The sequence below is a fragment of the Celeribacter neptunius genome, from assembly GCF_900113955.1.
GTDB lineage: Bacteria > Pseudomonadota > Alphaproteobacteria > Rhodobacterales > Rhodobacteraceae > Celeribacter > Celeribacter neptunius.
The window spans coordinates 147,253-169,264 of sequence record NZ_FORH01000004.1; the positions used below are offsets into that span (position 1 = coordinate 147,253).

The 22,012-nt window shown below is 61.1% G+C and carries 18 protein-coding genes and 1 tRNA gene; 5 read left to right on the forward strand and 14 right to left on the reverse strand.

Going from position 1 to position 22,012, the window contains the following annotated elements; genetic code table 11:
* Nucleotides 1-78: 78 nt before the first annotated feature.
* Nucleotides 79-1,563 carry an AMP nucleosidase gene (locus BM151_RS11700; RefSeq protein ID WP_090060900.1) on the reverse strand — a complete coding sequence of 495 codons (1,485 nt, stop codon included), beginning with the start codon at nt 1,561-1,563 and terminating at the stop codon, nt 79-81.
* A gap of 135 nt (nt 1,564-1,698) precedes the next feature.
* Between BM151_RS11700 and BM151_RS11705 the strand changes: the two genes are divergently transcribed.
* Nucleotides 1,699-2,598, forward strand: a complete 900-nt coding sequence (locus BM151_RS11705; protein ID WP_090060901.1) for an SDR family oxidoreductase — start codon at nt 1,699-1,701, stop codon at nt 2,596-2,598.
* Here the strand turns inward: BM151_RS11705 and BM151_RS11710 are convergent.
* From BM151_RS11710 to BM151_RS11735, 6 genes are all read right to left on the reverse strand, one after another.
* The gene (locus tag BM151_RS11710; RefSeq protein WP_090060902.1) at nt 2,592-3,785 is read right to left on the reverse strand and encodes an MFS transporter; all 1,194 of its coding nucleotides are present in this window, start codon (nt 3,783-3,785) and stop codon (nt 2,592-2,594) included. The genes BM151_RS11705 and BM151_RS11710 overlap by 7 nt on opposite strands.
* Nucleotides 3,786-3,920: 135 nt before the next feature.
* Nucleotides 3,921-5,849, reverse strand: a complete 1,929-nt coding sequence (gene dxs, locus BM151_RS11715) for a 1-deoxy-D-xylulose-5-phosphate synthase (protein ID WP_090060903.1) — start codon at nt 5,847-5,849, stop codon at nt 3,921-3,923.
* A gap of 14 nt (nt 5,850-5,863) precedes the next feature.
* Complete coding sequence (locus BM151_RS11720; protein ID WP_090060904.1) at nt 5,864-6,730, reverse strand: polyprenyl synthetase family protein; 867 nt, start codon at nt 6,728-6,730, stop codon at nt 5,864-5,866.
* Entirely contained in the window at nt 6,730-6,972 is a 243-nt protein-coding gene (locus BM151_RS11725; protein WP_090060905.1) for an exodeoxyribonuclease VII small subunit, read from the reverse strand. Before BM151_RS11725 ends, BM151_RS11720 begins: the two co-directional genes overlap by 1 nt.
* Nucleotides 6,973-7,075: 103 nt before the next feature.
* Nucleotides 7,076-7,774: a response regulator gene (locus BM151_RS11730; protein ID WP_090060906.1), complete on the reverse strand. Its 699-nt coding sequence runs from the start codon at nt 7,772-7,774 to the stop codon at nt 7,076-7,078.
* Nucleotides 7,775-7,777: 3 nt separating this feature from the next.
* Nucleotides 7,778-8,290 (reverse strand): MarR family winged helix-turn-helix transcriptional regulator, encoded by a 513-nt coding sequence (locus BM151_RS11735; protein WP_090060907.1) that lies wholly within the window; start codon nt 8,288-8,290, stop codon nt 7,778-7,780.
* Between the two features lie 181 nt (nt 8,291-8,471).
* On the opposite strand from BM151_RS11735, the gene BM151_RS11740 reads away from it, so the two are divergent.
* Together BM151_RS11740 and BM151_RS11745 are read left to right on the forward strand one after the other, a co-directional pair.
* Nucleotides 8,472-9,341: a branched-chain amino acid aminotransferase gene (locus BM151_RS11740; protein WP_090060908.1), complete on the forward strand. Its 870-nt coding sequence runs from the start codon at nt 8,472-8,474 to the stop codon at nt 9,339-9,341.
* 107 nt (nt 9,342-9,448) lie between these two features.
* Nucleotides 9,449-9,943, forward strand: a complete 495-nt coding sequence (locus BM151_RS11745) for a hypothetical protein (protein ID WP_090060909.1) — start codon at nt 9,449-9,451, stop codon at nt 9,941-9,943.
* 24 nt (nt 9,944-9,967) lie between these two features.
* On the opposite strand, the gene BM151_RS11750 is transcribed toward BM151_RS11745, so the two are convergent.
* The 6 genes from BM151_RS11750 to BM151_RS11775 form a co-directional block, all read right to left on the reverse strand.
* Complete coding sequence (locus BM151_RS11750; RefSeq protein ID WP_090060910.1) at nt 9,968-10,888, reverse strand: DMT family transporter; 921 nt, start codon at nt 10,886-10,888, stop codon at nt 9,968-9,970.
* A 39-nt stretch (nt 10,889-10,927) separates the two neighbouring features.
* On the reverse strand, nt 10,928-11,944 hold the full coding sequence (gene queG, locus BM151_RS11755; RefSeq protein WP_090060911.1) for a tRNA epoxyqueuosine(34) reductase QueG: 1,017 nt from the start codon (nt 11,942-11,944) through the stop codon (nt 10,928-10,930).
* Nucleotides 11,945-12,027: 83 nt separating this feature from the next.
* Complete coding sequence (gene fzlA, locus BM151_RS11760; RefSeq protein WP_090060912.1) at nt 12,028-12,693, reverse strand: FtsZ-binding protein FzlA; 666 nt, start codon at nt 12,691-12,693, stop codon at nt 12,028-12,030.
* A 50-nt stretch (nt 12,694-12,743) separates the two neighbouring features.
* Nucleotides 12,744-13,484 (reverse strand): monofunctional biosynthetic peptidoglycan transglycosylase, encoded by a 741-nt coding sequence (gene mtgA / locus BM151_RS11765; protein ID WP_090060913.1) that lies wholly within the window; start codon nt 13,482-13,484, stop codon nt 12,744-12,746.
* Between the two features lie 128 nt (nt 13,485-13,612).
* On the reverse strand, nt 13,613-18,148 hold the full coding sequence (gltB, locus tag BM151_RS11770) for a glutamate synthase large subunit (RefSeq protein ID WP_090060914.1): 4,536 nt from the start codon (nt 18,146-18,148) through the stop codon (nt 13,613-13,615).
* A 57-nt stretch (nt 18,149-18,205) separates the two neighbouring features.
* Entirely contained in the window at nt 18,206-19,639 is a 1,434-nt protein-coding gene (locus tag BM151_RS11775; protein WP_090060915.1) for an NAD(P)-dependent oxidoreductase, read from the reverse strand.
* A 229-nt stretch (nt 19,640-19,868) separates the two neighbouring features.
* Here BM151_RS11775 and BM151_RS11780 point away from each other — a divergent pair, with 229 nt between their 5' ends.
* Entirely contained in the window at nt 19,869-20,672 is an 804-nt protein-coding gene (locus BM151_RS11780; protein ID WP_090060916.1) for an undecaprenyl-diphosphate phosphatase, read from the forward strand.
* Nucleotides 20,673-20,764: 92 nt separating this feature from the next.
* Here BM151_RS11780 and BM151_RS11785 read toward each other — a convergent pair whose 3' ends face one another.
* Nucleotides 20,765-21,751: a complex I NDUFA9 subunit family protein gene (locus tag BM151_RS11785; RefSeq protein WP_090060917.1), complete on the reverse strand. Its 987-nt coding sequence runs from the start codon at nt 21,749-21,751 to the stop codon at nt 20,765-20,767.
* Nucleotides 21,752-21,894: 143 nt separating this feature from the next.
* Here BM151_RS11785 and BM151_RS11790 point away from each other — a divergent pair.
* Nucleotides 21,895-21,981 (forward strand) — tRNA-Leu (locus BM151_RS11790).
* Nucleotides 21,982-22,012: the final 31 nt, after the last annotated feature.

The following is a 22,012-nucleotide window of genomic DNA, read 5'->3' on the forward strand; positions in this document are numbered from 1 at the left end:
GCGAATATTGAGGGGCCGCACAACGCCTAGTGTAACGATCCAAGGCATTTTCGCGCATTTTGGGCGAAAAAGCTCCGTTCAAAGGAAGGCAGTTTCCTCGAAAGAGCGCAATTTCCGGCTGTGAATGCGTTCGATCGGCATCTCACGCAGGATTTCCATCGACCGAATTCCGATCAGCAAATGCCGCGAGACCTGTGATTTGTAGAAATCCGAGGCCATGCCGGGCAGTTTCAGCTCGCCATGGAGCGGCTTGTCGGAGACGCATAGAAGCGTGCCATAGGGGACGCGGAAACGGAACCCGTTGGCGGCAATCGTGGCGCTTTCCATATCGAGTGCGATCGCCCGCGATTGGCTCAGGCGTTGCACCGGGCCGGATTGGTCCCGGAGCTCCCAGTTGCGGTTGTCGATCGTCGCCACCGTGCCGGTGCGCATGATCCGTTTCAGATCGTAGCCACCCAGCTCGGTGATCTCCTCGACCGCCGCCTCGAGCGAGGTCTGGATCTCGGCCAGCGCCGGGATCGGCACCCAGACCGGCAAGTCATCGTCGAGCACATGGTCTTCGCGCAGATAGGCGTGGGCCAGAACGAAATCGCCCAAGCTCTGGGAATTGCGCAACCCGGCGCAATGGCCGACCATGATCCATGCATGCGGGCGCAGCACGGCGATATGGTCGGTCGCGGTTTTGGCATTCGACGGGCCGACGCCGATATTCACCAGGGTGATGCCGGAGCCATCTGCACGCTTGAGGTGATAGGTCGGCATCTGCGGCATTTTCGGCGAGGACGGGATCGCAGTGTCCGCATCGGTGATCTCGACATTACCGGTCGAGACAAAGCTCGTATAGCCGCTCGTCGGGTCGGCGAGCTGGGTACGGGCATAGGCCTCGAATTCCGACACGTAGAACTGGTAGTTGGTGAACAGCACATGGTTCTGGAAATGGCAGGCATCCGTCGCCGTGTAATGCGACAGGCGCGCCAGCGAGTAATCGATGCGCTGTGCGGTAAAGGGCGCAAGCGCGCCGGAGCCGTCCTCATGCGCATAACCGAACCCGTTGACGATATCGTCATGGGTCGTGGTCAGATCCGGCACGTCGAAAATATCACGCAGCGGATAGGCCATGGCGCCTTCCTGCGGCACGGTGATATTCTCGTCATTGGCGACCGCGAAATGCACCGGCATCGGTGTTTGAGAGGCACCAATCTGCACCTCGACCCTATGGTTCTGGACGATCTGGGTGATCTGTTGTCGCAGGTAATTGCGGAACAGGTCGGGCCGGGTGATAGTGGTCGAATATTCACCGGGTTTCGCCACATGGCCAAAGGACAGGCGGCTGTCCATCGCGGCGTAGGATGTCGTGATCACCCGGATTTCGGGGTAAAAGGCCCGGTAGCGCGCCGTCGGCGTGTTGCCGCTGGCGATCCAGGAAAACTTTTCCGTCAGGAAAGAACAGGCCTCGTCATAAAGCTCTTCGAGATAGGCGACCGCGGCGGCCGGGTCGGAAAACATCCGGGCCTCGCGCGCGATCGGTGTTTCAAGGGTCAGGCTGTTGAGCGCGTTATTCATTTTTATATCCTCTGATCAGCTTGCGGATCTTCTTTGGCATCCCTGCTCATTTCCGCTTGTCATCTCGTGGTGACCTCGTCACTCAATTGAGACCATGTCAGAGAAATGCGCAAGAGAGGCGACAGGGGGAAAGAAATGACAGAGGCGAGATTGTTTTCCTTCGGCCACGGCTACAGCGCGCAGGCCCTCGCACAGCGCCTGATCGCGAAAGGCTGGACCGTTTTCGGCACCACGCGCCATGCGGAGAAAGCCGCCGCCATTGCGGCAACTGGCGTACAACCGGTCTGCCTCGAAACAGATCCAATTCCAGCGGAACTCGGCCAGGCGACGCATCTTTTGATCTCCGCCGCACCAGATGTGACACGCGACCACGACGTCGATCCGATGCTCCGCGACTATCGCGAGGCGCTGATCGAGGCGGCCCCCAATCTGCAATGGGTGGGATATCTCTCGACCACGGGCGTCTATGGCGATCATGGCGGAGGCTGGGTGGAGGAGGACACGCCGCTCACCCCGAGCACGACACGCGGATCAGCCCGGGTGCGCGCCGAGGAAGAATGGCAGAGATTTGCGCAGGATTTGGGTCTGAATCTGTCGGTTTTTCGTCTCGCGGGCATCTATGGTCCCGGGCGCGGCCCCTTTGCCAAGGTGCGCGCCGGCACCGCCCGCCGGATCATCAAGACGGATCAGGTGTTTTCCCGCATCCATGTCGAGGATATCGCTCAGGTGCTCGAAGCTTCGATGGAACGACCCGAGGACAGCGGGATCTATAATGTCTGCGACGACCTGGCCGCCCCACCCGAAGATGTGATCGGTTACGCCGCCGAGCTACTCGGCTTGCCCATCCCACCGGCGGAAGATTTCGACACGGCCGAAATGAGCCCGATGGCACGCAGTTTCTACGGCGAGAGCAAGAAGGTGCGCAACGACCGGATGAAACAAAACCTTGGGATCGAACTCATCTACCCGGATTACAAGAGCGGGCTGAAAGCGCTTCTTGCGCAGGATCAGGGTCTTATTTCAAAAGATCAATAGCTGCCCTGCCAGTTGCGGCGCTGGTCCCAAAGCGTCACCGCATAGAGCAACACGCCGGCGAGTGTCAGCGCCGCCCCGACATAGCCCGACGAGGGAAACCCGTAGCCGCGGGCGATATAGATCGAGGCGACGAAGGGGCCCAAAGCATTGGCCGCATTGAAAGCCGCATGGTGCAGTGCGGCGGCCAAGGATTGCGCATCACCCGCCACAGTCATCAACCGGGTCTGCAACAGGATCGGCAAGCCGTTGGCAATGCCCATCGCCAGCACCAGCGCCACCAGGGCATAAGCATGCCCGGCCACGACGGGATAGAGCATCAGAAGCACGATATTGGCGAAAAGCATCACAAAGACCGAGAGGTTGAGCGCGCGATCCGCGGCCCAGCCGGCCAGCAGGGCCCCGAGGGTCATGCCACCGCCCATGATCGCCAGATAGATCGGAATATTGCCGTCGCTGATCTTGGTCACCTCGATCAGCGTCGAAGCCAGATAGGTATAGAAGGCAAAGAAACCGCCGAAACCAATCGCCCCGGTCAGCAATGTCAGAAGCACCTGACGATTCTTGAGCGCACCGAGTTCCTGCAGCGCGTTCGAGCCGGAGCCTTCTGTGGTTTGCGGCGCGAAGATCAGGATCATCATGGCCGTCGCAGCGGACAGGACCCCGACCAGGGCAAAGGCCCATCGCCAACCGACGGTCTGCCCGAGCACATTGGCGAAAGGTACGCCGACAACCGTGGCAATGGTCAGCCCGAGCATCAGCTTGGCCACGGCGCGACCACGTTGACCGGGTCCGGCCAAGGAGGCGGCCATCAGTGCCGCAACCCCGAAATAGGCGCCATGTGGCATACCGCTCAGGAAGCGCGCCAGAAGCATGGTCGGATAGCTCGCGGCCAGTGCCGACAGGATATGGGTCAGGCAGAACATCAGCATCAACCCGATGAGGACAAGCCGCCGCTCGATTCTGGCCGCGGCTACGGCGATCAGCGGCGCTCCAACCACCACGCCCAGCGCATAGGCAGAGATCAACCGGCTGGCCGTCGCCTCATCGATCCCAAGCCCCTCTGCCATGAAGGGCAAGAGGCTCATGGTGGCGAATTCGGTGGTGCCAATCGCGAACCCGCCCATGGCGAGCGCAAAAAGGACAATACCCGGTCGCGAGCCGGTGTGGGTGGGGGTCGCCACGGCCATGGTTGGATAATCCTGTGAGGAGTGTTCGCTTTGACTCATCCCCCATTCGGGGATGAGGATCAATATCGCAATCGCGCGGCTTTGCTCATATCCGCCTTGCGCAAACGACAGAGCGGAGAGCGGCGGAATCCACGATCAGGCGCGTTTGCTGGACAAATCCGCCACACCCAGCACGGCCAACACCTTGGCTTCGATATCCGGCACATTGAGACCCGCGGTCGCGTACATCGCCTCGGGGCTGGCCTGATCGATGAACGTGTCCGGCAGGGTCATAGAGCGGAATTTAAGCCCATGATCGAACACGCCCTCTTCGGCGAGAAAATCGGCCACATGCGAGCCGAAACCGCCGATTGCGCCCTCTTCGAGCGTGATCAGCGCCTCATGGTTCGCGGCCAGATCGCGGATCAATCCGTGATCCAGAGGCTTGGCAAAACGCGCGTCCGCGACGGTGCAGGAAATCCCCTTGGCCGCGAGGTTTTCGGCGGCTTTCAAGGCGGGTTCGAGACGCGTCCCGAAGGAGAGAAGCGCCACGCGGCTCCCCTCACGCACGATCCGGCCCTTGCCGATCTCGAGCACCTCGCCATGTTCCGGCATCTGCACGCCGACGCCTTCGCCACGCGGGTAGCGGAAGGCGATCGGACCGTCGTTATGCGCGGCGGCGGTGGCGACCATATGGACGAGTTCCGCCTCATCGGCGGCGGCCATGACCACCATGCCCGGCAGGTTGGCCATGAAAGCGATGTCGAAAGACCCGGCGTGCGTCGCGCCATCGGCACCGACGAGCCCGGCACGGTCGATGGCAAAGCGCACCGGCAGGCGCTGGATCGCCACATCATGCACGACCTGATCGTAGCCGCGCTGCAGGAAGGTCGAATACATAGCACAGAAGGGTTTCATCCCACCGGCCGCGAGACCGGCGGAGAAAGTCACCCCATGCTGCTCGGCGATACCGACATCGAAACAACGCGCCGGAAAGCGTTCGGCGAAAAGATCGAGCCCGGTGCCATCCGGCATGGCCGCAGTCACGGCGACGATCTTGTCATCGCGTGTCGCCTCGTCGATCAGCGCCTTGGCGAAGACCTTGGTATAGGAGGGCGCGTTGGACTTGGCCTTTTTCTGTTCGCCGGTGACCACGTCGAACTTGGCGGTCGCGTGTCCCTTGTCCGGGCGTCCCTCCGCCGGGGCATAGCCTTTGCCCTTTTTGGTGATCGCGTGGATCAGGATCGGCCCGGTGGCGCGCTCCTTCACGGTGCGCAGCACATTCAGGAGCTGGTCCATGTCATGACCGTCGATCGGCCCGACATAGGAGAAGCCGAGCTCTTCGAACAGCGTGCCGCCAATGGTCATGCCCTTGAGCATTTCCTTGGCGCGTTTGGCGCCTTCCTGGAACGGATGCGGCAGGAGCGACACCGCCCCCTTGGCAGCGGCTTTCAGCTCCTGGAACGGTTCACCGGCATAAAGACGCGTCAGGTAAGACGAGAGCGCACCGGTCGGCGGGGCAATCGACATTTCATTGTCATTGAGGATGACGATCAGACGCTTGCCCAGATGGCCGGCGTTGTTCATCGCCTCGAAAGCCATACCTGCGGACATGGAACCATCGCCGATCACCGCGATCGCATCGCCGATTCCGTGTTCCGGTGCACCACCGAGATCGCGCGCCACGGCAAAGCCCAAAGCGGCCGAGATCGAGGTGGAGCTATGCGCCGCGCCGAACGGGTCATAGGGGCTTTCCGAACGTTTGGTGAAGCCGGACAGCCCGCCCTCTTGCCGCAGTGTCCGGATGCGGTCGCGACGACCGGTGAGGATCTTGTGCGGATAGCATTGGTGCGAGACGTCCCAGATCAGCCGGTCTTTCGGCGTATCAAACACCGCATGCAGCGCCACGGTCAGTTCGACCACGCCGAGCCCTGCGCCAAGGTGACCACCGGTGACAGAGACCGCGGCAATGGTTTCCTGACGTAGCTCATGCGCCAGACGTTTCAATTCAACGTCGGACAGCGCCTTGAGATCGGCGGGGACATTCACGCGATCAAGGGTCGGAGTGGCTGGTCGGTCGGACATGGCGTCTCGCTTTCTCAGGTTTCCCGCGAAATAACGAAACGGGCGAGGTCCCGCAAGGACTCTGCCCGGGTTCCATAGGGGCTCAATGCCGCACAGGCGTCATCGACCAAAGAGCTAGCACGCATCTTGGCGCCCTCAAGCCCCAGAAGCGACACGAAGGTCGCCTTGCCCGCATGGGCGTCCTTGCCGACGGCTTTGCCGGTTTTCTCGATATCGCCCTCTACATCGAGAATATCGTCCTGGATCTGGAACGCCAGGCCCAGCGCCTTGGCATAGGCGCCGAGCGGCTTCGGGTCACCGCCGCCGAGGATCGCACCGGCGCGCGCGGACCATTCAATCAGGGCGCCCGTCTTGTTGCCTTGCAGCTCGGTGATCTCAGCGAGATCGAGCGGACTTTCGGCAGTCTCTGCGGCGATATCCTGCGCCTGTCCCAGCACCATGCCGGAAATGCCGGCGGACCTGGCGAGAGAGGCGATCAATTCGACCCGAACCTGGCTCAAAACGTCCATTTCAGGCCGGGTCAACAGCTCGAACGACAGGGTCTGTAGCGCATCGCCGACGAGCACGGCCGTGGCCTCGTCCCAGCGTTTGTGCACGGTCGGCTGACCCCGGCGCAGGTCGTCATCGTCCATACAGGGCAGATCGTCATGCACGAGACTATAGGCATGCAGCGCCTCGATCGCGGCGGCGGCCCAGACCGATTGCGCGGCGGGGATGCCATGGAGGCTCGCCCCCTCCATCACCAGAAAGGCCCGAAGCCGCTTGCCGCCCTGAAGCGCATAGCGCAGACCTTCCTCGACCGGCATGGCGCCCAGCGGCTCCAGAACCGTGTCGAAACAGGCGGAAACCGCCTCTTTACAGCGCTGCAGATGGTCCTGCATCAGACACCTTCGGCTTTGGTCGTCCCGGCGGCGGCGCCATCGGGCCCGACGGTGATCTTTTCGACCTTTTCCTCGGCCTCTTTCAGCTTGGCCTCACAATGCGCCTTGAGCGCAGCGCCGCGTTCATAGAGCGCGATACTGTCCTCGAGCGCGACATCGCCCCGCTCCAGCTTGCTCACGACCTCATTGAGTTCGGCCATGGCGGTTTCAAAGGACATCTCGCTGACCGGTGTCTCGCTCATCTGTCTCTCCCGATTGCTTTGCCCCCTGCATATAGGAAAATGGCGGGGATTGACCAGTTCGAGTTTCCGGACAATCCGCACGTCCCGCTGCGCTCCGGGCGGGTTATTCCGGCGTCAGCATATAGCCCGCGCCGCGCACGGTTTGCAGATAGCGAGGCTGACGCGGGTCGTCCTCGAGTTTGCGCCGCAGACGGGTGATTTGCACATCGACAGCGCGCTCCTGCGCCTGACCGCCATCGCGGCCCAGTCGTTCGACCAATTCGCCGCGCGATACAGGTTCGCCGGAGGCGGCGACAAAAATCCGCATCAATTGCGACTCGGTGCCGGTCAGGCGGACAACCTGATCGCCCTGCCACAGCTCGCCGCGTTCGACATCGTAGCGAAACCGCCCGAGATGCAGGAATTTCGGCCCGGCTTCGGTCTCTTCCACCTGCGGCATGCGCCGCAGCACGGCATTGATGCGCAACAGCAGCTCTTTCGGCTCGAACGGTTTCGGCAGGTAATCATCGGCGCCAGCCTCCAGCCCCAGGATGCGCTCCTCGGTCTCACCCTTGGCGGTCAGGAGCATGATCGGCGTGGCGATATCCTGACGCAGCGCCTTGGTCAGGCTGATGCCGTCCTCGCCGGGCATCATCACATCCAGAACGATGAGATCGAATTCCAACCCGGCCAAAAGCCGGCGTGCATGGGCGGCATCGCGGGCCGCTGTGACGCAAAACCCATGACGGATCAGGAATTTCTGCAACAAACCGCGGATGCGCTCATCGTCATCCACGATCAGAAGATGGATCTCTCCGCTCACCCTTTACTCTCCCCTGTTCGTCATGGCGTTGAAATACGCCGCCTGGTCCGGGTCCATCATCGCCTCCAGCACGCGCCGGAACCCCGCCACGGCCTCATGACCCGCCTCCCGATAGGCCACCCGCATCCGCGCCCGCTGCGCCTCCGACAATTCCGCCTCGAGCGCCGTGCCGGTCTCCGAGAGGTAGAGGTGACGTTCCCGTTTGTCTTGTACGCCAATTCGGCTCTCGACCAAACCATCCTCGATCAAAGTGCGCAACACCCGGTTCAGCGACTGTTTGGTGACACCCAAGATGCCGAGAAGGTTGTTCACATTGGTCCCCGGTGCCCGGCCGATGAAATGCAGTGCCCGGTGATGCGCCCGACCATAGCCGTATTTCTCGAGAATACGGTCCGGATCGGCGGTGAACCCGCGATAGGCAAAGAACATCGCCTCGATGCCTTTCCGGAGCTGCTCGTCCGTCAGAAAGAGCAGCGCCTGCCCGCCTTTGGTTCCGCCAGCCTTGCCGTCCGCCATATCCGCCTCATTTCTCAAAATGCATAATTTACACTCACTTTAAGTCAGCCATGTTGACATTCCAAGATTGAATTGATAGCGAAACCGGGATTTCGCGCAACAATCGTCCCAAATATCGCCAGATCGCGCAATTTCATGAAAGCTACGGCGCCTGCGGGACAGGACAGAAAAGGAGAGCCCCATGGCGGGTAGCTACGAAGATCGTGACGGCTATATCTGGATGGACGGCGCGCTGGTCGATTGGCGCGACGCCAAGGTGCATATCCTGACCCACGCCATGCATTACGCCTCCTCCGTGTTCGAGGGCGAGCGTTGCTATGAGGGCAAGATTTTCAAATCTGTCGAACATTCCAAGCGCCTGCTCGAATCCGGCAAGGCGCTCGACATGCCGATCCCCTACACGGTCGAAGAGATCGAAAAGGCCAAGTACGATGTGCTCAAGGCCAATGGCTGGGACAATGCCTATGTGCGCGTGGTGGCCTGGCGCGGCGCCGGCGAGGACATGGGCGTTGCCGCCAACAGAAACCCTGTGCGCATGGCCGTCGCGGCCTGGGAATGGGGCGCTTACTATGGCGACGCCAAGATGAAGGGCGCCAAGCTCGATATCGCGAAATGGAAACGGCCCTCGCCGGAGACCATTCCGACCGCGGCCAAGGCCGCCGGTCTCTACATGATCTGCACCATGTCGAAACATGCCGCCGAGGCGAAAGGATGTTCGGATGCCTTGTTCATGGATTATCGCGGCTACGTGGCCGAGGCGACCGGCGCGAATATCTTTTTCGTCAAGGATGGTGAAGTGCACACGCCGATCCCGGACGCCATCCTCAACGGCATCACCCGTCAGACCGTGATCGGCATGCTGAAGGACAAGGGTATCACCGTACATGAGCGCCGGATCATGCCCGAGGAGCTCGACGGGTTCGAACAGTGTTTCCTCACCGGCACCGCGGCCGAGGTGACGCCCGTCGGCCAGATCGGGGAGTATATGTTCGAGGTCGGTGCCCTGACCCGCGACATCGCCACCGATTACGAAAAGCTGGTCCGCAGCTGACAATGGTGCCGCTCTTGCGAGAGGGGGCGGCATTTCGCAAATCGCTTTAACCTAGAACTAAGAGCTTTCTGCCAACTTCCTCCCGTGTGTTGGCAGGAGGCTGTCCCTTGGTTAGAAAAGATACGATCGTCATCGGTCTCATCACGGTGTTCATTGTCACCCCGGCAGTGCTTGCCCTGACCGCCTATTTCATCACGAAAAACCCGTCTTTGCGGCCTCTGGGCATTACCGTCGACCGACTCTCCGAAGCCGGTCAGCTGGAAAACAACGGGTTGATTATTGCCGTGGTGGACATCGGCAGCGAGTCGCGAAAAGCGTCGAGCAAAACACAATACGAGGCCGCCATCGAAAAGGCGTTTAACCAGCTGAACGCCGAGGTTCGGGTGAAGTTCCGCACCATTCCTGGCAGCAATGTCAATGTCACCTATCTGGTCGGCGAAAGCCGTATCGGCCCTTTCCCCGCATCCCGCGCCTCCGAAGGCATCCTCCCGGCGATCGAAGCGGAAAAGATGGTCGTGGCCCATCGCAAGGCCACGGTGAAGGAACAGGAACGACGCGCCACCGTCCGGCGCGATGGTTTCTGGGACTGGGTCTTCGACTGAACTCCGACCCTCACCTCTTCGCCCTCAAAGCGCGTCGGCACGTTTGCGCTTGGCCGCGCTCAGGCCCAACGCGCGCTCTCTCAGGATGATCACCACCCCGGCCGAGATGACGATGCTCGCCCCCAGCAACATCGGCAGGGTCGGCACATCGCCGAACACAACGTAGCCAATGACCAGGGCAAAAACCATCGAGGCGTAATCGAAGGGCGCCAGCAGCGAGGCATCGGCGTAGCGATAGCAGGAGGTGAGAAACACCTGCGCCAGCCCGCCGATCAAACCGCCAAGTGTCAAATACAGCGCAACCAGAGGGCTCGGCACCACCCATTGACCCAGAGGCAGGGTCATCAGGCCTGCAACGGTACAGGACATCGAGAACCAGAACACGATCGAGCTGGTGGATTCGCTGCGCACCATGTTGCGGACATGCAATTGCACGATCGCGGCCAGACAGGCACCGCCCAGCGCCACCATCGCCCCGAGCTGCTCGCGCGGGTCCGGCGTGCCGTTGAACACGGTGATCCGTGGCATCAGCACGATGATCACCCCGACAAGCCCCGCGAAAACCGCGGAGAGGCGGAACAGACGCACCTCTTCCCCGGCAAACATCGCCGCAAAAATCACCAGAAGCAAAGGCGCGGCATAGCCGATCACCGTTGCTTCGGGCAGCGGCAACAGGGCCAGAGCGTAGAAGTTGAGAAACATCGCACTCGCCCCGATCATGCCGCGCCAGACATGCCCCATGGGGGATTTGACCCGCAACCCGGAAAGAAAACCCTGCTTGCTGCGCGCCAGCCAGATGAAGATCACCGGCAGGGCGAAAAACGACCGGAAAAATACCGCTTCACCGGGGGGCACCTCGTCGCTCGCCGCTTTGACGAGGGCGGCCATGACGACAAAGCACACGACCGAGGCAAGCTTGAGGCCAATGCCCCGAAACGGCTCCATTCTCTGCTCTCCGAACTGGATGGGAACGGGCCTATGGTTTCATTCACGAGAGAGACGCGCAACGGCCCATTCAGCGGCATCACGCACGACGGCATCCGCATCTTCGCACAGAGAAACCGCCACGTCGCGCAAATCCGATGAGCCCGAATTGCCGATGGCGTAGAGCACATTGCGGACAAAGCGATCGCGTCCGATACGTTTGATTGGCGAGCCGGAGAATTTCGCCCGGAACGCCGCATCGTCCAACGCGGCCAGCTCGCGCAAGGACGGATCGCGCAGATCGTCGCGCGCGGCGTAGCGCAGCTCCTGCGCCGCCACCGCGAACTTGTTCCAAGGGCAGGCCGCGAGACAATCGTCGCAGCCATAGATCCGGTTGCCGAGTTTGGAGCGAAGCTCAGGCTCGACCGGCCCGTGATGCTCGATCGTCAGATAGGAGATACAGCGCCTAGCGTCGATCTGGAACGGTGCCGGAAAGGCATCGGTCGGACAGGCATCAAGACAGGCACGGCAAGAGCCGCAATGCTCGTTTTCCGCCGGATCTGGATCGAATTCATGGGTGGTGAAGATCGCGCCCAAGAAAAACCAGCTGCCGAGATCGCGAGACAGGAGATTGGTATGCTTGCCCTGCCAGCCAAGCCCGGCCTGCATCGCCAACGGTTTCTCCATCACCGGCGCGGTGTCGACGAACACCTTGATCTCCGTCCCCTCGCCCGCCTGTTCAATGAGCCAGCGCCCGAGCCGTTTGAGCCGTTTCTTGACGATGTCATGATAGTCACGATTGCGGGCATAGACCGAAATTGCGCCGGATTCGGGTCTGCTTATAACCGCCATCGGATCTTCATCCGGGGTATAGCTTTCGGCCAGCATGATCACGGATTTCGCCTCTGGCCAAAGCGCCGCCGGATCGCCGCGCCAATTCATCCGCTCGGCCATCCAGCCCATCTGACCATGGCGGTCCATTTCGACGAAGCTTTCGAGCCGAGCCATGGCGCCGGGCAGGATCGGACGACCGAAAGCCGCCTTGGAGAATCCCTCCTCCAGGGCGCGGGCCCGCACGGACTCCTTGTCCGGTCCGGTCGCTTTGTCGCTGTGAGGCGTATCTAATCCAGCCAAATTGATCCCTTTCGGGCCAGTCTATCTCAGAAATCGAGATCGGTATAATGCGCCGGCGGCGGAAAACCCGAAACCTGATCCGCCAAGAGAGAGCGAAACGCCGGGCGCGATTTGATCTTGGCATACCAGTCCTTCACCACCTCGTGGCGGTTCCAGTCGACATCCGAGATATAGTCGAGCGAAGACAGATGCGCGGCGGCGGCGAAATCCGCCAGAGTCATCGCATCACCTGCGAGCCAGCGCCGGCGATCCAGCAGCCAGGCCATGTAATCGAGATGATATTTGATCGCTTTCGAGCCGGCTTTGACATTGGCCGCCACCGGGTAGCCGGTCTTCATCAGTTTGCGATTGACCCGCTCGTAAAGCAGTTTCGAGGTGACCTCTTGATGAAACTTGTCATCGAACCAGCAGACCAGCCGGCGCACCTCATATTTTCCTTCGGGATCCTTGGGCATCAGCGGCGGCGACGGGTAACGATCTTCGAGATACTCACAGATCGCCGCGCTTTCCGCGAGATGCATGTCATCGATCCGCAAGACCGGCACCTTGCCGGCCGGGTTGCGGCGCATGAAATCCGGGTCTTCTTCCCAATAGCGCTCTTCGACGAGCTCGACCTCGAGCTTCTTTTCCGCCAAGCACAGGCGGACCTTGCGGCAAAAGGGAGAGAGGGGGACGTGGTACAGTCGGATCATGCTGGCTACTCGCGGGTTTTCTCTCTACTTGCCGCATGCGCTCCGGCAGTTCAATCCTCGAAACAGGCGCTTCGGCCATCTCGCGCGATTGTGGCCGCGCCATCGACGATCTGAGCGGCTCTTCGCCGCACGAAAGGCCCGGGCGTGCCTGCATTGCGATCCTTTGGCGCCGGCAGGACGGCGGCCAGTTGTGCCGCCTGCCGGGCCGTGAGTTCTTCCGGCCCGACCCCGAAATAGTGGCGCGCCGCCGCTTCCGCGCCAAAGATCCCTCTATCGAATTCAGCAACGTTCAAATAGACCTCCAGGATCCGCCGCTTGCTCCAGGTCAGTTCGACCAGCGGGGTGATCAGCGCTTCCAGGGCCTTGCGGGGCCAGCTCCGCCCCTGCCAGAGAAAGGCGTTTTTCACCACTTGCTGCGAGATGGTCGAAGCGCCACGCTGTCCCCCCTCGGAGATCGCCGCGCGGATCGCTGTGAGATCAAACCCCCAATGGTTGCAGAAATTGGCATCCTCGGCCGCCACAACGGAGCGCGCCAGAGCCGGCGAAATGCGCTCCATCGGGGTCCATTGATAGTCGACCCTGACGCCCTGACGCCCGCTTTCCGCCAGCATGTAGAAGGTCCCGGGCAGCGGCAGAACGGAATAGGCGAGAATCCACAGAAACAGCAGGGCAACAATCACCAGAACAGCGCGGATCGCGCGTCGGCGCAGGCGCCGGAACAGGCCCGGGCGCGCCGCCTGCGGTTTCGGTTTTGTTTTTCGCGTGGTTTTGCGTGCCGTCTGTTTTGCCATGGAACTGAGGAACCACGGGCCCGGCACTGAGGTCAAGCCCGTGCGCTATCCTTTGCAGCTCCTGAATATGAAAAAGCCCCCGGGGTCGGGGGCTTTTTGCTGAATTCGGGTCGAAACCGGTGCTTCGATCACTCGGCCGGGATGGCGCCCTTTTCGAGTGTCAGCGGCACCGGCAGATGCACCAGCATCTCTTTCGGGCAGACCTGAAGGAAGTTGGATTTCTCCTCTTCCCAGTTGCTCAGGATGTCCTTGGCCTTGATCGAATTGGTCTCATTGGCGTGACGTTCGATCAGGGCTTTCAACTCACCTTCCCAGTGATCCACGGTGACCGGGCAGGTCACGAGGGTCTCCGGGTTGATCAGGTTGAGCGAGGTGCCTGCCGGATCGTAGAGATAGGCCATACCGCCGGTCATGCCGGCACCGAAGTTGGCACCGATCGAGCCGAGGATCACCGCGATACCGCCAGTCATGTATTCACAACCGTTGGAGCCACAGCCCTCGATCACCACTTTCGCACCGGAGTTGCGCACGGCGAAACGTTCGCCCGCGCGGCCCGCCGCGAAGAGATAGCCATCGGTGGCACCGTAGAGCACGGTGTTGCCGATGATCGTGTTCTGATCGGCGGTGAGCGGCGAATGCATCGGCGGACGCACCACGACGGTGCCGCCCGAAAGGCCCTTGCCGACATAGTCGTTGGCATCGCCGGAAACCTCGATCTTCAGACCCGGGGCGGCAAAGGCGCCCAGAGACTGACCGGCGGAACCGGTGAGTTTCACCGTCAGGTGATCGGGTTGCAGGCTGTTGCGCATGCCGAATTTCGACACGATATGCGACGAGGTGCGGGTGCCGATGGTCCGAAGCGTGTTCTGCACCGCATAGGAGAGCTGCATCTTCTCGCCATCGTTGAGGAAGCGCGCGGCATCCGAGACGATTTGCGCATCGAGCGTCTCCGGCACCGCGTTGCGCGGCTTGGAGCGGTCGTAGACGATCTTGTCCGCGCCATCGACGGAGATCAGCAGCGGGTTCAGATCGAGATCGTCGAGATGCGCCGAGCCGCGCGAGACCTGGGTCAGAAGATCGGCACGACCGATCACCTCGTCCAGGGACCGTGCGCCGATGGAGGCCAGAAGCTCCCGCACTTCCTGAGCGTAGAAGGTGATCAGGTTGACGACCTTGTCGGCATTGCCGGTGAACTTGTCACGCAGGCGCTCGTCCTGGGTGCAGACACCCACGGGGCAGGTGTTCGACTGGCACTGACGCACCATGATACAGCCCATGGCGATCAGAGCCGCGGTGCCGATGCCGTATTCCTCGGCGCCGAGCATGGCCGCCATAACCACATCGCGACCGGTGCGCAGACCACCGTCGGTGCGCAGCGTCACACGATCGCGCAGGTTGTTCATGGCGAGCACCTGATGCGCCTCGGTGAGACCCATTTCCCAGGGCAGACCGGCGAATTTGATCGAGGTCGCCGGAGAGGCGCCGGTGCCACCATTGTGACCCGAGATCAGGATGATATCCGCTTTCGCCTTGGCCACACCGGCAGCGATGGTGCCGACACCGGAGGAGGCCACGAGTTTCACCGTCACCTTGGCTTTCGGGTTGATCTGTTTCAGGTCGTAGATCAGCTGCGCCAGATCTTCGATCGAGTAGATATCGTGGTGCGGCGGCGGCGAGATCAGGGTCACACCTTTGGTCGAGTGACGCAGCTTGGCGATGAGGTCGGTGACCTTCATCCCCGGCAGCTGACCGCCTTCACCGGGCTTGGCGCCCTGAGCGACCTTGATCTCCAGCTCTTCGCAATGCAGCAGGTATTCCGCCGTCACGCCGAAGCGGCCAGACGCCACCTGTTTGATCTTCGCCGAGGCGTTGTCACCGTTGGGTTCCGGCGTGAAATCATCGGGGCTCTCGCCGCCTTCGCCGGAGTCGGATTTCGCACCGATACGGTTCATCGCAATCGACAGCGTGCGGTGCGCCTCGGGCGACAGCGCGCCCAGCGACATGCCCGGGGTCACGAAGCGTTTGCGGATCGAGGTGATCGATTCCACCTCTTCGATCGGCACGGGTTTCCCCAAGGGTTTGAAGTCCAGAAGATCGCGCAGATGAATCGGCGGGTTGGCCTGCATCTTGGCGGAATACTGTTTCCACATCTCGTAGGACGCACGGTCACAGGCCGATTGCAGCATGTGCATCGACTGGGCTTCCCAGGCGTGAGTCTCGCCGGATTTGCGCGACTTGTAGAAGCCGCCGATCGGCAGGGTGTTACCACCGAGCCAGCCCTGTTTGTGCACGGCTTCGAGTTTCTTCTGGATACCACCAACCCCGATGCCGGAAATCCGCGAATGCATGCCCGGGAAGAAATCCGCCACCATGGCGCGCGACAGGCCCACGGCTTCGAAGTTCAGACCACCGCGGTAAGACGAGATCACCGAGATCCCCATCTTCGCCATGATCTTCAACAGGCCGGCATCCACCGCCGCACGGTAGCGGGACATCGCCTCGGACAGGGTGCAATCCAGGAGACCACGCTCGATCCGGTCGGCGAGGCTGTCCTCGGCCAGATAGGCGTTGACGATGGTGGCACCACAGCCGATCAGCACCGCGAAATAGTGCGGGTCGATACATTCGGCAGAGCGCACGCCAAGCGAACAGAAGGTCCGAAGCCCCTTGCGGGTCAGCCAGCTGTGCACGGCAGAGGTGGCGAGGATCATCGGCATGGCGATTTTTTCTTCGCTCTGCTTCTTGTCGCTCAGGATGATGTGACCACCGCCGGATCGCACGGCTTCCTCGGCCTCGGCCCGGATACGAGCCAGCCCGTCGCGCAGTGCGTTCGGCCCGCCATTCACCGGGAAGGTACAATCGATCTCGGTCATCGGCGCATTGAAATGCGATTTCAGATCCTCGAATTGCGCGTTGCCGACAAAGGGGCTTTCCAGCACGAGAATTTCGGTCTGGGAGCTGTCTTCATCCAAGACGTTCTTGAGGTTGCCAAAGCGCGTCTTGAGGCTCATCACGCGATATTCGCGCAAGGAGTCGATCGGCGGGTTGGTGACCTGAGAGAAGTTCTGACGGAAGAAATGCGAGAGCGGGCGGTATTTCTCGGAGAGCACGGCCGAGGGCGTGTCGTCGCCCATGGAGGCGAGCGCCTCTTTGCCATCCTCGGCCATGGGCGCGAGGATCTGTTCCAGCTCTTCGATCGTGTAACCGGCAGCGATCTGACGTTTTTTCAACTCGGCGCCGGTGAAGATCGGCTCTTCGGTCAGGCCGGATAGCTCCTCTTCGAGATCGACGATCTTGCCAACCCATTCGCCAAAGGGCTGGGCATTGGCCAGGCGGTCCTTAATTTCGGTATCGTGGTAGAGCTTGCCCTCGGACATATCGACCGCGAGAAGCTGACCCGGGCCCAGCGCACCTTTTTCGACCACGGTGGCCTCATCGGTCGGCACCATGCCGACTTCGGAGCCTGCAATCACCAGACCGTCACCGGTGACGACATAGCGCATCGGGCGCAGACCGTTGCGGTCAAGCCCGGCGCAGACCCAGCGGCCATCGGTCATGGCGAGCGCGGCGGGACCGTCCCAGGGCTCCATCACGGAGTTCACATAGGAATACATGTCGCGCCAGGCTTCCGGCAGTTCCTCGGCGTTTTTCGACCAGGCTTCCGGCACCAGCATGGTTTTCGCCATCGGTGCCGAGCGACCAGCGCGCACCAGGACCTCGAACACGGCATCGAGCGCCGCGGAGTCGGATGCCCCCTGCGGGATGATCGGTTTGATATCCTCGGCCATCTCCCCGAAGGTGGTGGAGGCCATGCGGATCTCGTGCGATTTCATCCAGTTGCTGTTGCCCTGAATGGTGTTGATCTCACCGTTATGGGCCAGCATGCGGAACGGCTGGGCCAGCCACCATTGCGGGAAGGTGTTGGTGGAATAGCGCTGGTGATAGATCGCGAAAGCGGATTCGAAACGCTCGTCCATCAGGTCCGGGTAGAACACGGCGACCTGTTCGGCGAGCATCATGCCCTTGTAGATGATCGAGCGGCAGGACAGCGAGCAGATGTAAAGTTCACGCACGCCGGCGGCCTGCGCAGCTTTCTCGATCCGGCGACGGATGACGTAGAGCTCACGTTCGAAGGTTTCCTCATCCACACCCTTGGAATTGGAAATCAGGATCTGTTCGATCTCCGGGCGCGTGGCGTTGGCTTTCTCACCGAGGCATTCGGTGTTCACCGGCACATGGCGCCAGCCATAGATGTAATAGCCCATGCGCAGGACTTCGGTTTCGACGATGGTGCGGCAGGTTTCCTGCGCCCCGAAATCCGTGCGCGGCAGGAAGACCTGACCCACGGCCAGAAGCTCGTCTTCGCGGGCAACGTGGCCGGTGCGACGGATCTGATCGCCAAAGAAGTGATGCGGGATCTGCACATGAATGCCGGCGCCATCGCCGGTCTTGCCATCGGCATCGACGGCACCACGGTGCCAGATCGCTTTCAGCGCGGTAATGCCGTTTTCCACGACCTTGCGGGATTTGGACCCATCGACGGAGACCACGAGGCCCACACCGCAAGAGGAATGCTCATCCTCTTCGCGAAACAGCGAGTGCTCGGTCATCCATTCGCGTTTGGCAGCTTCCTGTGCCGCCCAGCTTTGGTCAAACTTGGTCATATCGGTACCTTTCAGATCAAAGGCGGAGGAGACCTCTCCCCTCCTTTACAAATCAGATTATTCAGCGGCCACGGCGGCGGATTGGTCGATATAGTCGATCATCGCATCGGCGGCTTCGCGACCATCGCGGATCGCCCAGACCACCAGAGAGGCCCCGCGCTGAATGTCGCCACAGGCATAGACACCTTCGAGCGAGCTGGCATGGGTCTTGAAATCGGCCATGATGGTGCCCCAGCGGGTCACTTCCAGGCCTTCGACACCCCAAAGCTGCGGCAGCTCTTCCGGCTCGAAGCCCAGCGCCTTGATCACCAGATCGGCCTCTTCGACATAGTCGGCACCCTCGATCACCTCGGGGGACTGACGACCGGAGGCATCGGGGGCACCGAGGCGCATTTTCTGCACCATCACGCCGCTCACCGGATCGCCGGCAAAGCCTTTCGGGGCGGAAAGCCAGACGAACTCGACGCCTTCTTCCTCGGCGTTCTGGGTCTCGCGCTGCGAGCCGGGCATATTGGCGCGGTCGCGACGGTAAAGACATTTGACCGAGGTCGCGCCCTGACGGATCGCGGTGCGGACACAGTCCATGGCGGTGTCACCGCCACCGATCACCACGACCTTCTTGCCCGCGGCATTCAACTCGCCGCTCTCGTATTCCTCGACCTCGTCGCCGAAACCGACCTTGTTCGAGGCGGTGAGATAGTCGATCGCCTTGACGATCCCCTCGGCCCCGGCCCCCGGCCCTTTCAGATCGCGGGATTTGTAGACGCCGGTGGCGATCAGCACCGCATCGTGCTTGCCCCGGATCGCATCAAAGGAAATGTCTTCCCCGACATTGCAGTTCATCACGAATTCGACGCCCGAATCCTCGAGCTGTTTCACGCGACGCAGCACGATGTCCTTTTCGAGCTTGAACCCGGGAATACCGTACATCATCAGCCCGCCGGCGCGGTCGGAGCGCTCGTAAACGGTGACCTTGAGACCGGCACGGCGCAGACGGTCGGCAGCGGCCAGGCCGCCCGGACCGGAGCCGATGATGCCGACGCTTTCCTCACGCTCGACCGCCGGGGCGAAGGTCTCGACCCAGCCGTTTTCCCAGGCCGTGTCGGTGATATATTTCTCGACGGAGCCGATGGTCACCGTACCGTGACCGGAATTCTCGATCACGCAATTGCCTTCGCAGAGACGGTCCTGCGGACAGATGCGACCGCAGATCTCCGGGAAGGTGTTGGTCGCCTGAGAGATCTCATAGGCCTCTTTCAGACGGCCCGTCGCGGTCAGACGCAGCCAATCGGGAATGTTGTTGTGCAGCGGGCAATGGGTGTGGCAGTAGGGCACACCGCATTGCGAACAGCGCGAGGCTTGCTCTTCGGCTTTCGCCTCGACGAATTCGCCATAGATTTCGTGAAAATCGTCTTTCCGATCTTCTGCGGACCGCTTTTCCGGCATGTCCCTGCCTACGGTCACAAATTTGAGCATCGGCTCTTTCGCCATGACACCACATCTCCGAAGGTTGGTATTGAGTTGTTGCCTCATTATAAGGACTCTCCGGAAAAGAAAAGTCAGAAAAGCTGTCCTATTTTTCGTTTTTTCCAGGGCGCTCGTCACAAGATCGGGGCGCACACAAGGATTTTACGACAGCATTGCTTACCTATATGCTTTCTTCTTATTGATTTCAAAAACGTTTATGTCTTAGCGTATCTCAGGTCACTTCGGAGTTCCCATGAGCCTCTTTTATCTCTTAATCGTCGCGATTGTTCAGGGGATTACCGAATTCCTGCCAATCTCCTCTTCCGGCCACCTGATTCTCCTGCCCTATCTGCTCGGCACCCAGGATCAGGGGCAGGCCATCGACGTCGCCGTCCACATCGGCACTTTGGGCGCCGTCATCCTGTATTTCTGGCGCGATGTGAAAGTCGGGCTGGCCGGGTTGCCGCGCCTGATGACCGGACGCACGGATACGCCCGGCTCAAAGCTTGCCTTCCTGCTCGTCATCGCCACCATCCCGGTCATCCTGATCGGGTTGATCCTGAAAGAAACCGGCCTGTCGGACATGATGCGCTCGCCCGCCGTGATCGGCTGGACCATGCTGATTTTCGGCCTCGTGCTCTATTGGTTCGATCAGAAGAGCCCGGCGGAAAAGACCGAGACGGATTGGAACATCAAGGATGCGATCAAACTCGGGCTTTGGCAGGCGGTGGCGCTGATCCCGGGCACCTCACGATCCGGCATCACCATCACAGGCGCCCGCGCCATGGGCTATACCCGTCATGACGGTGCAAAGATTTCCATGCTGATGTCGATCCCGACGATCATGGCCTCCGGCATTCTTCTGGGGGCCGAGGTGATCGGCGAGGCGAATTGGGCCATGATGAAAGATGCGGCCATCGGCGCAGTCTTTGCCTTTGGCGCGGCACTTCTGGCGCTCACATTGATGATGCGCCTGCTGCGCTCGGTGAGCTTTACGCCCTATGTGATCTACCGGGTGATCCTCGGGGTGGTGCTTTTGGGCATTTCCTACCTCTGATGCCCGACAACCATCCCCGCAAAACAAAAGCGCGCCCAGATGGGACGCGCTTTTTTGATTTCCTATCCGCTGGCTGATCCGCCCGGCGAAACTCAGGTTTTGCCGAGCTGTTTGCCGCTTTCGCGAATCGCGTCGTACTGACCGGAGGGGCGATAGACCCACATGTAATCCGGCAGAACCGCCTGCAATGCGGTGGGCTTGATCCCGAGATCGGCAAAGCTCTTGGTCCCTTCGGACACCACATTGTCAACTTTCAGATTGGCCACCTGATCGCGGGTCAGGATCGAATTGTGGAACAGGCCAAGCGTGAGCGCCTGCGCCACACCGAAGCCGGTCGCCATCAGCTTGCCGATCCAGAACGGCAGGTTGATCACGATGCGCTCGCGGTGCACCGCTTTCAGCACATCGCCCATCAGGCCTTTGAGCGTATCCACATCCGGACCGCCCAGCTCGTAGATGCCAGCACCGGCCTGGCCCAGCACGGCTTTGACGGCGGCCTGGGCCACATCATCGACATAGACCGGCTGGAATTTCGTATTGCCGCCGACCAGCGGCACAACCACGTTCTTTTCCGCCATCTTGCCGAAACGGTTGAAGAACCCGTCCTCAGTGCCGAAAATCACCGAGGGGCGCAGGATCACGGCACTCGGGAAGGCGGCAAGGATCTTGGCCTCGCCCTCGGCCTTCGTGCGCGCATATTCGGAGGCGGCATTGGCGTCGGCGCCAATCGCCGAAAGATGCACGAGCTGGCCCACACCCTCTTCGGCGGCGATGCGGGCGATGCGCCCGGCGCCTTCGGCCTGTACGGCGGCAAAGCTGTTCTTGCCGCGCTCGGTCAGCACGCCCACACAGTTCACAACCGCGTCAGCCCCTGCCATCGCGGCACGCACGGAAGCGTCGTCACGAATATTGCAGAACACCGGCTCGACCTGACCGACCGCGCCATAAGGTTTTACATGAAGCGACTCATTCGGACGGCGTACGGCAACGCGGACGCGCCAGCCCTCCTTTGCCATACGACGGGCGATATACCGCCCGACAAAGCCAGCGCCGCCATAGATGGTGACCAGTTTCGTCATCTGCATCTCCAATGCCAAATTGCCGCTATTGCTTAGCTTTTAGAGCAGAAATGAACAAGACGCTATTGCAGGAACAAAAAACCTTTCAAATGGCCGTTGACACCGGCCGCAAGGCCTATTACATCGCGGCCTCACGACATCGTGCCCAGATGGCGGAATTGGTAGACGCGCTAGCTTCAGGTGCTAGTGTCCGTATGGACGTGGAGGTTCGAGTCCTCTTCTGGGCACCACTATCCCCCTCATATCTCGATGAAACCGAAA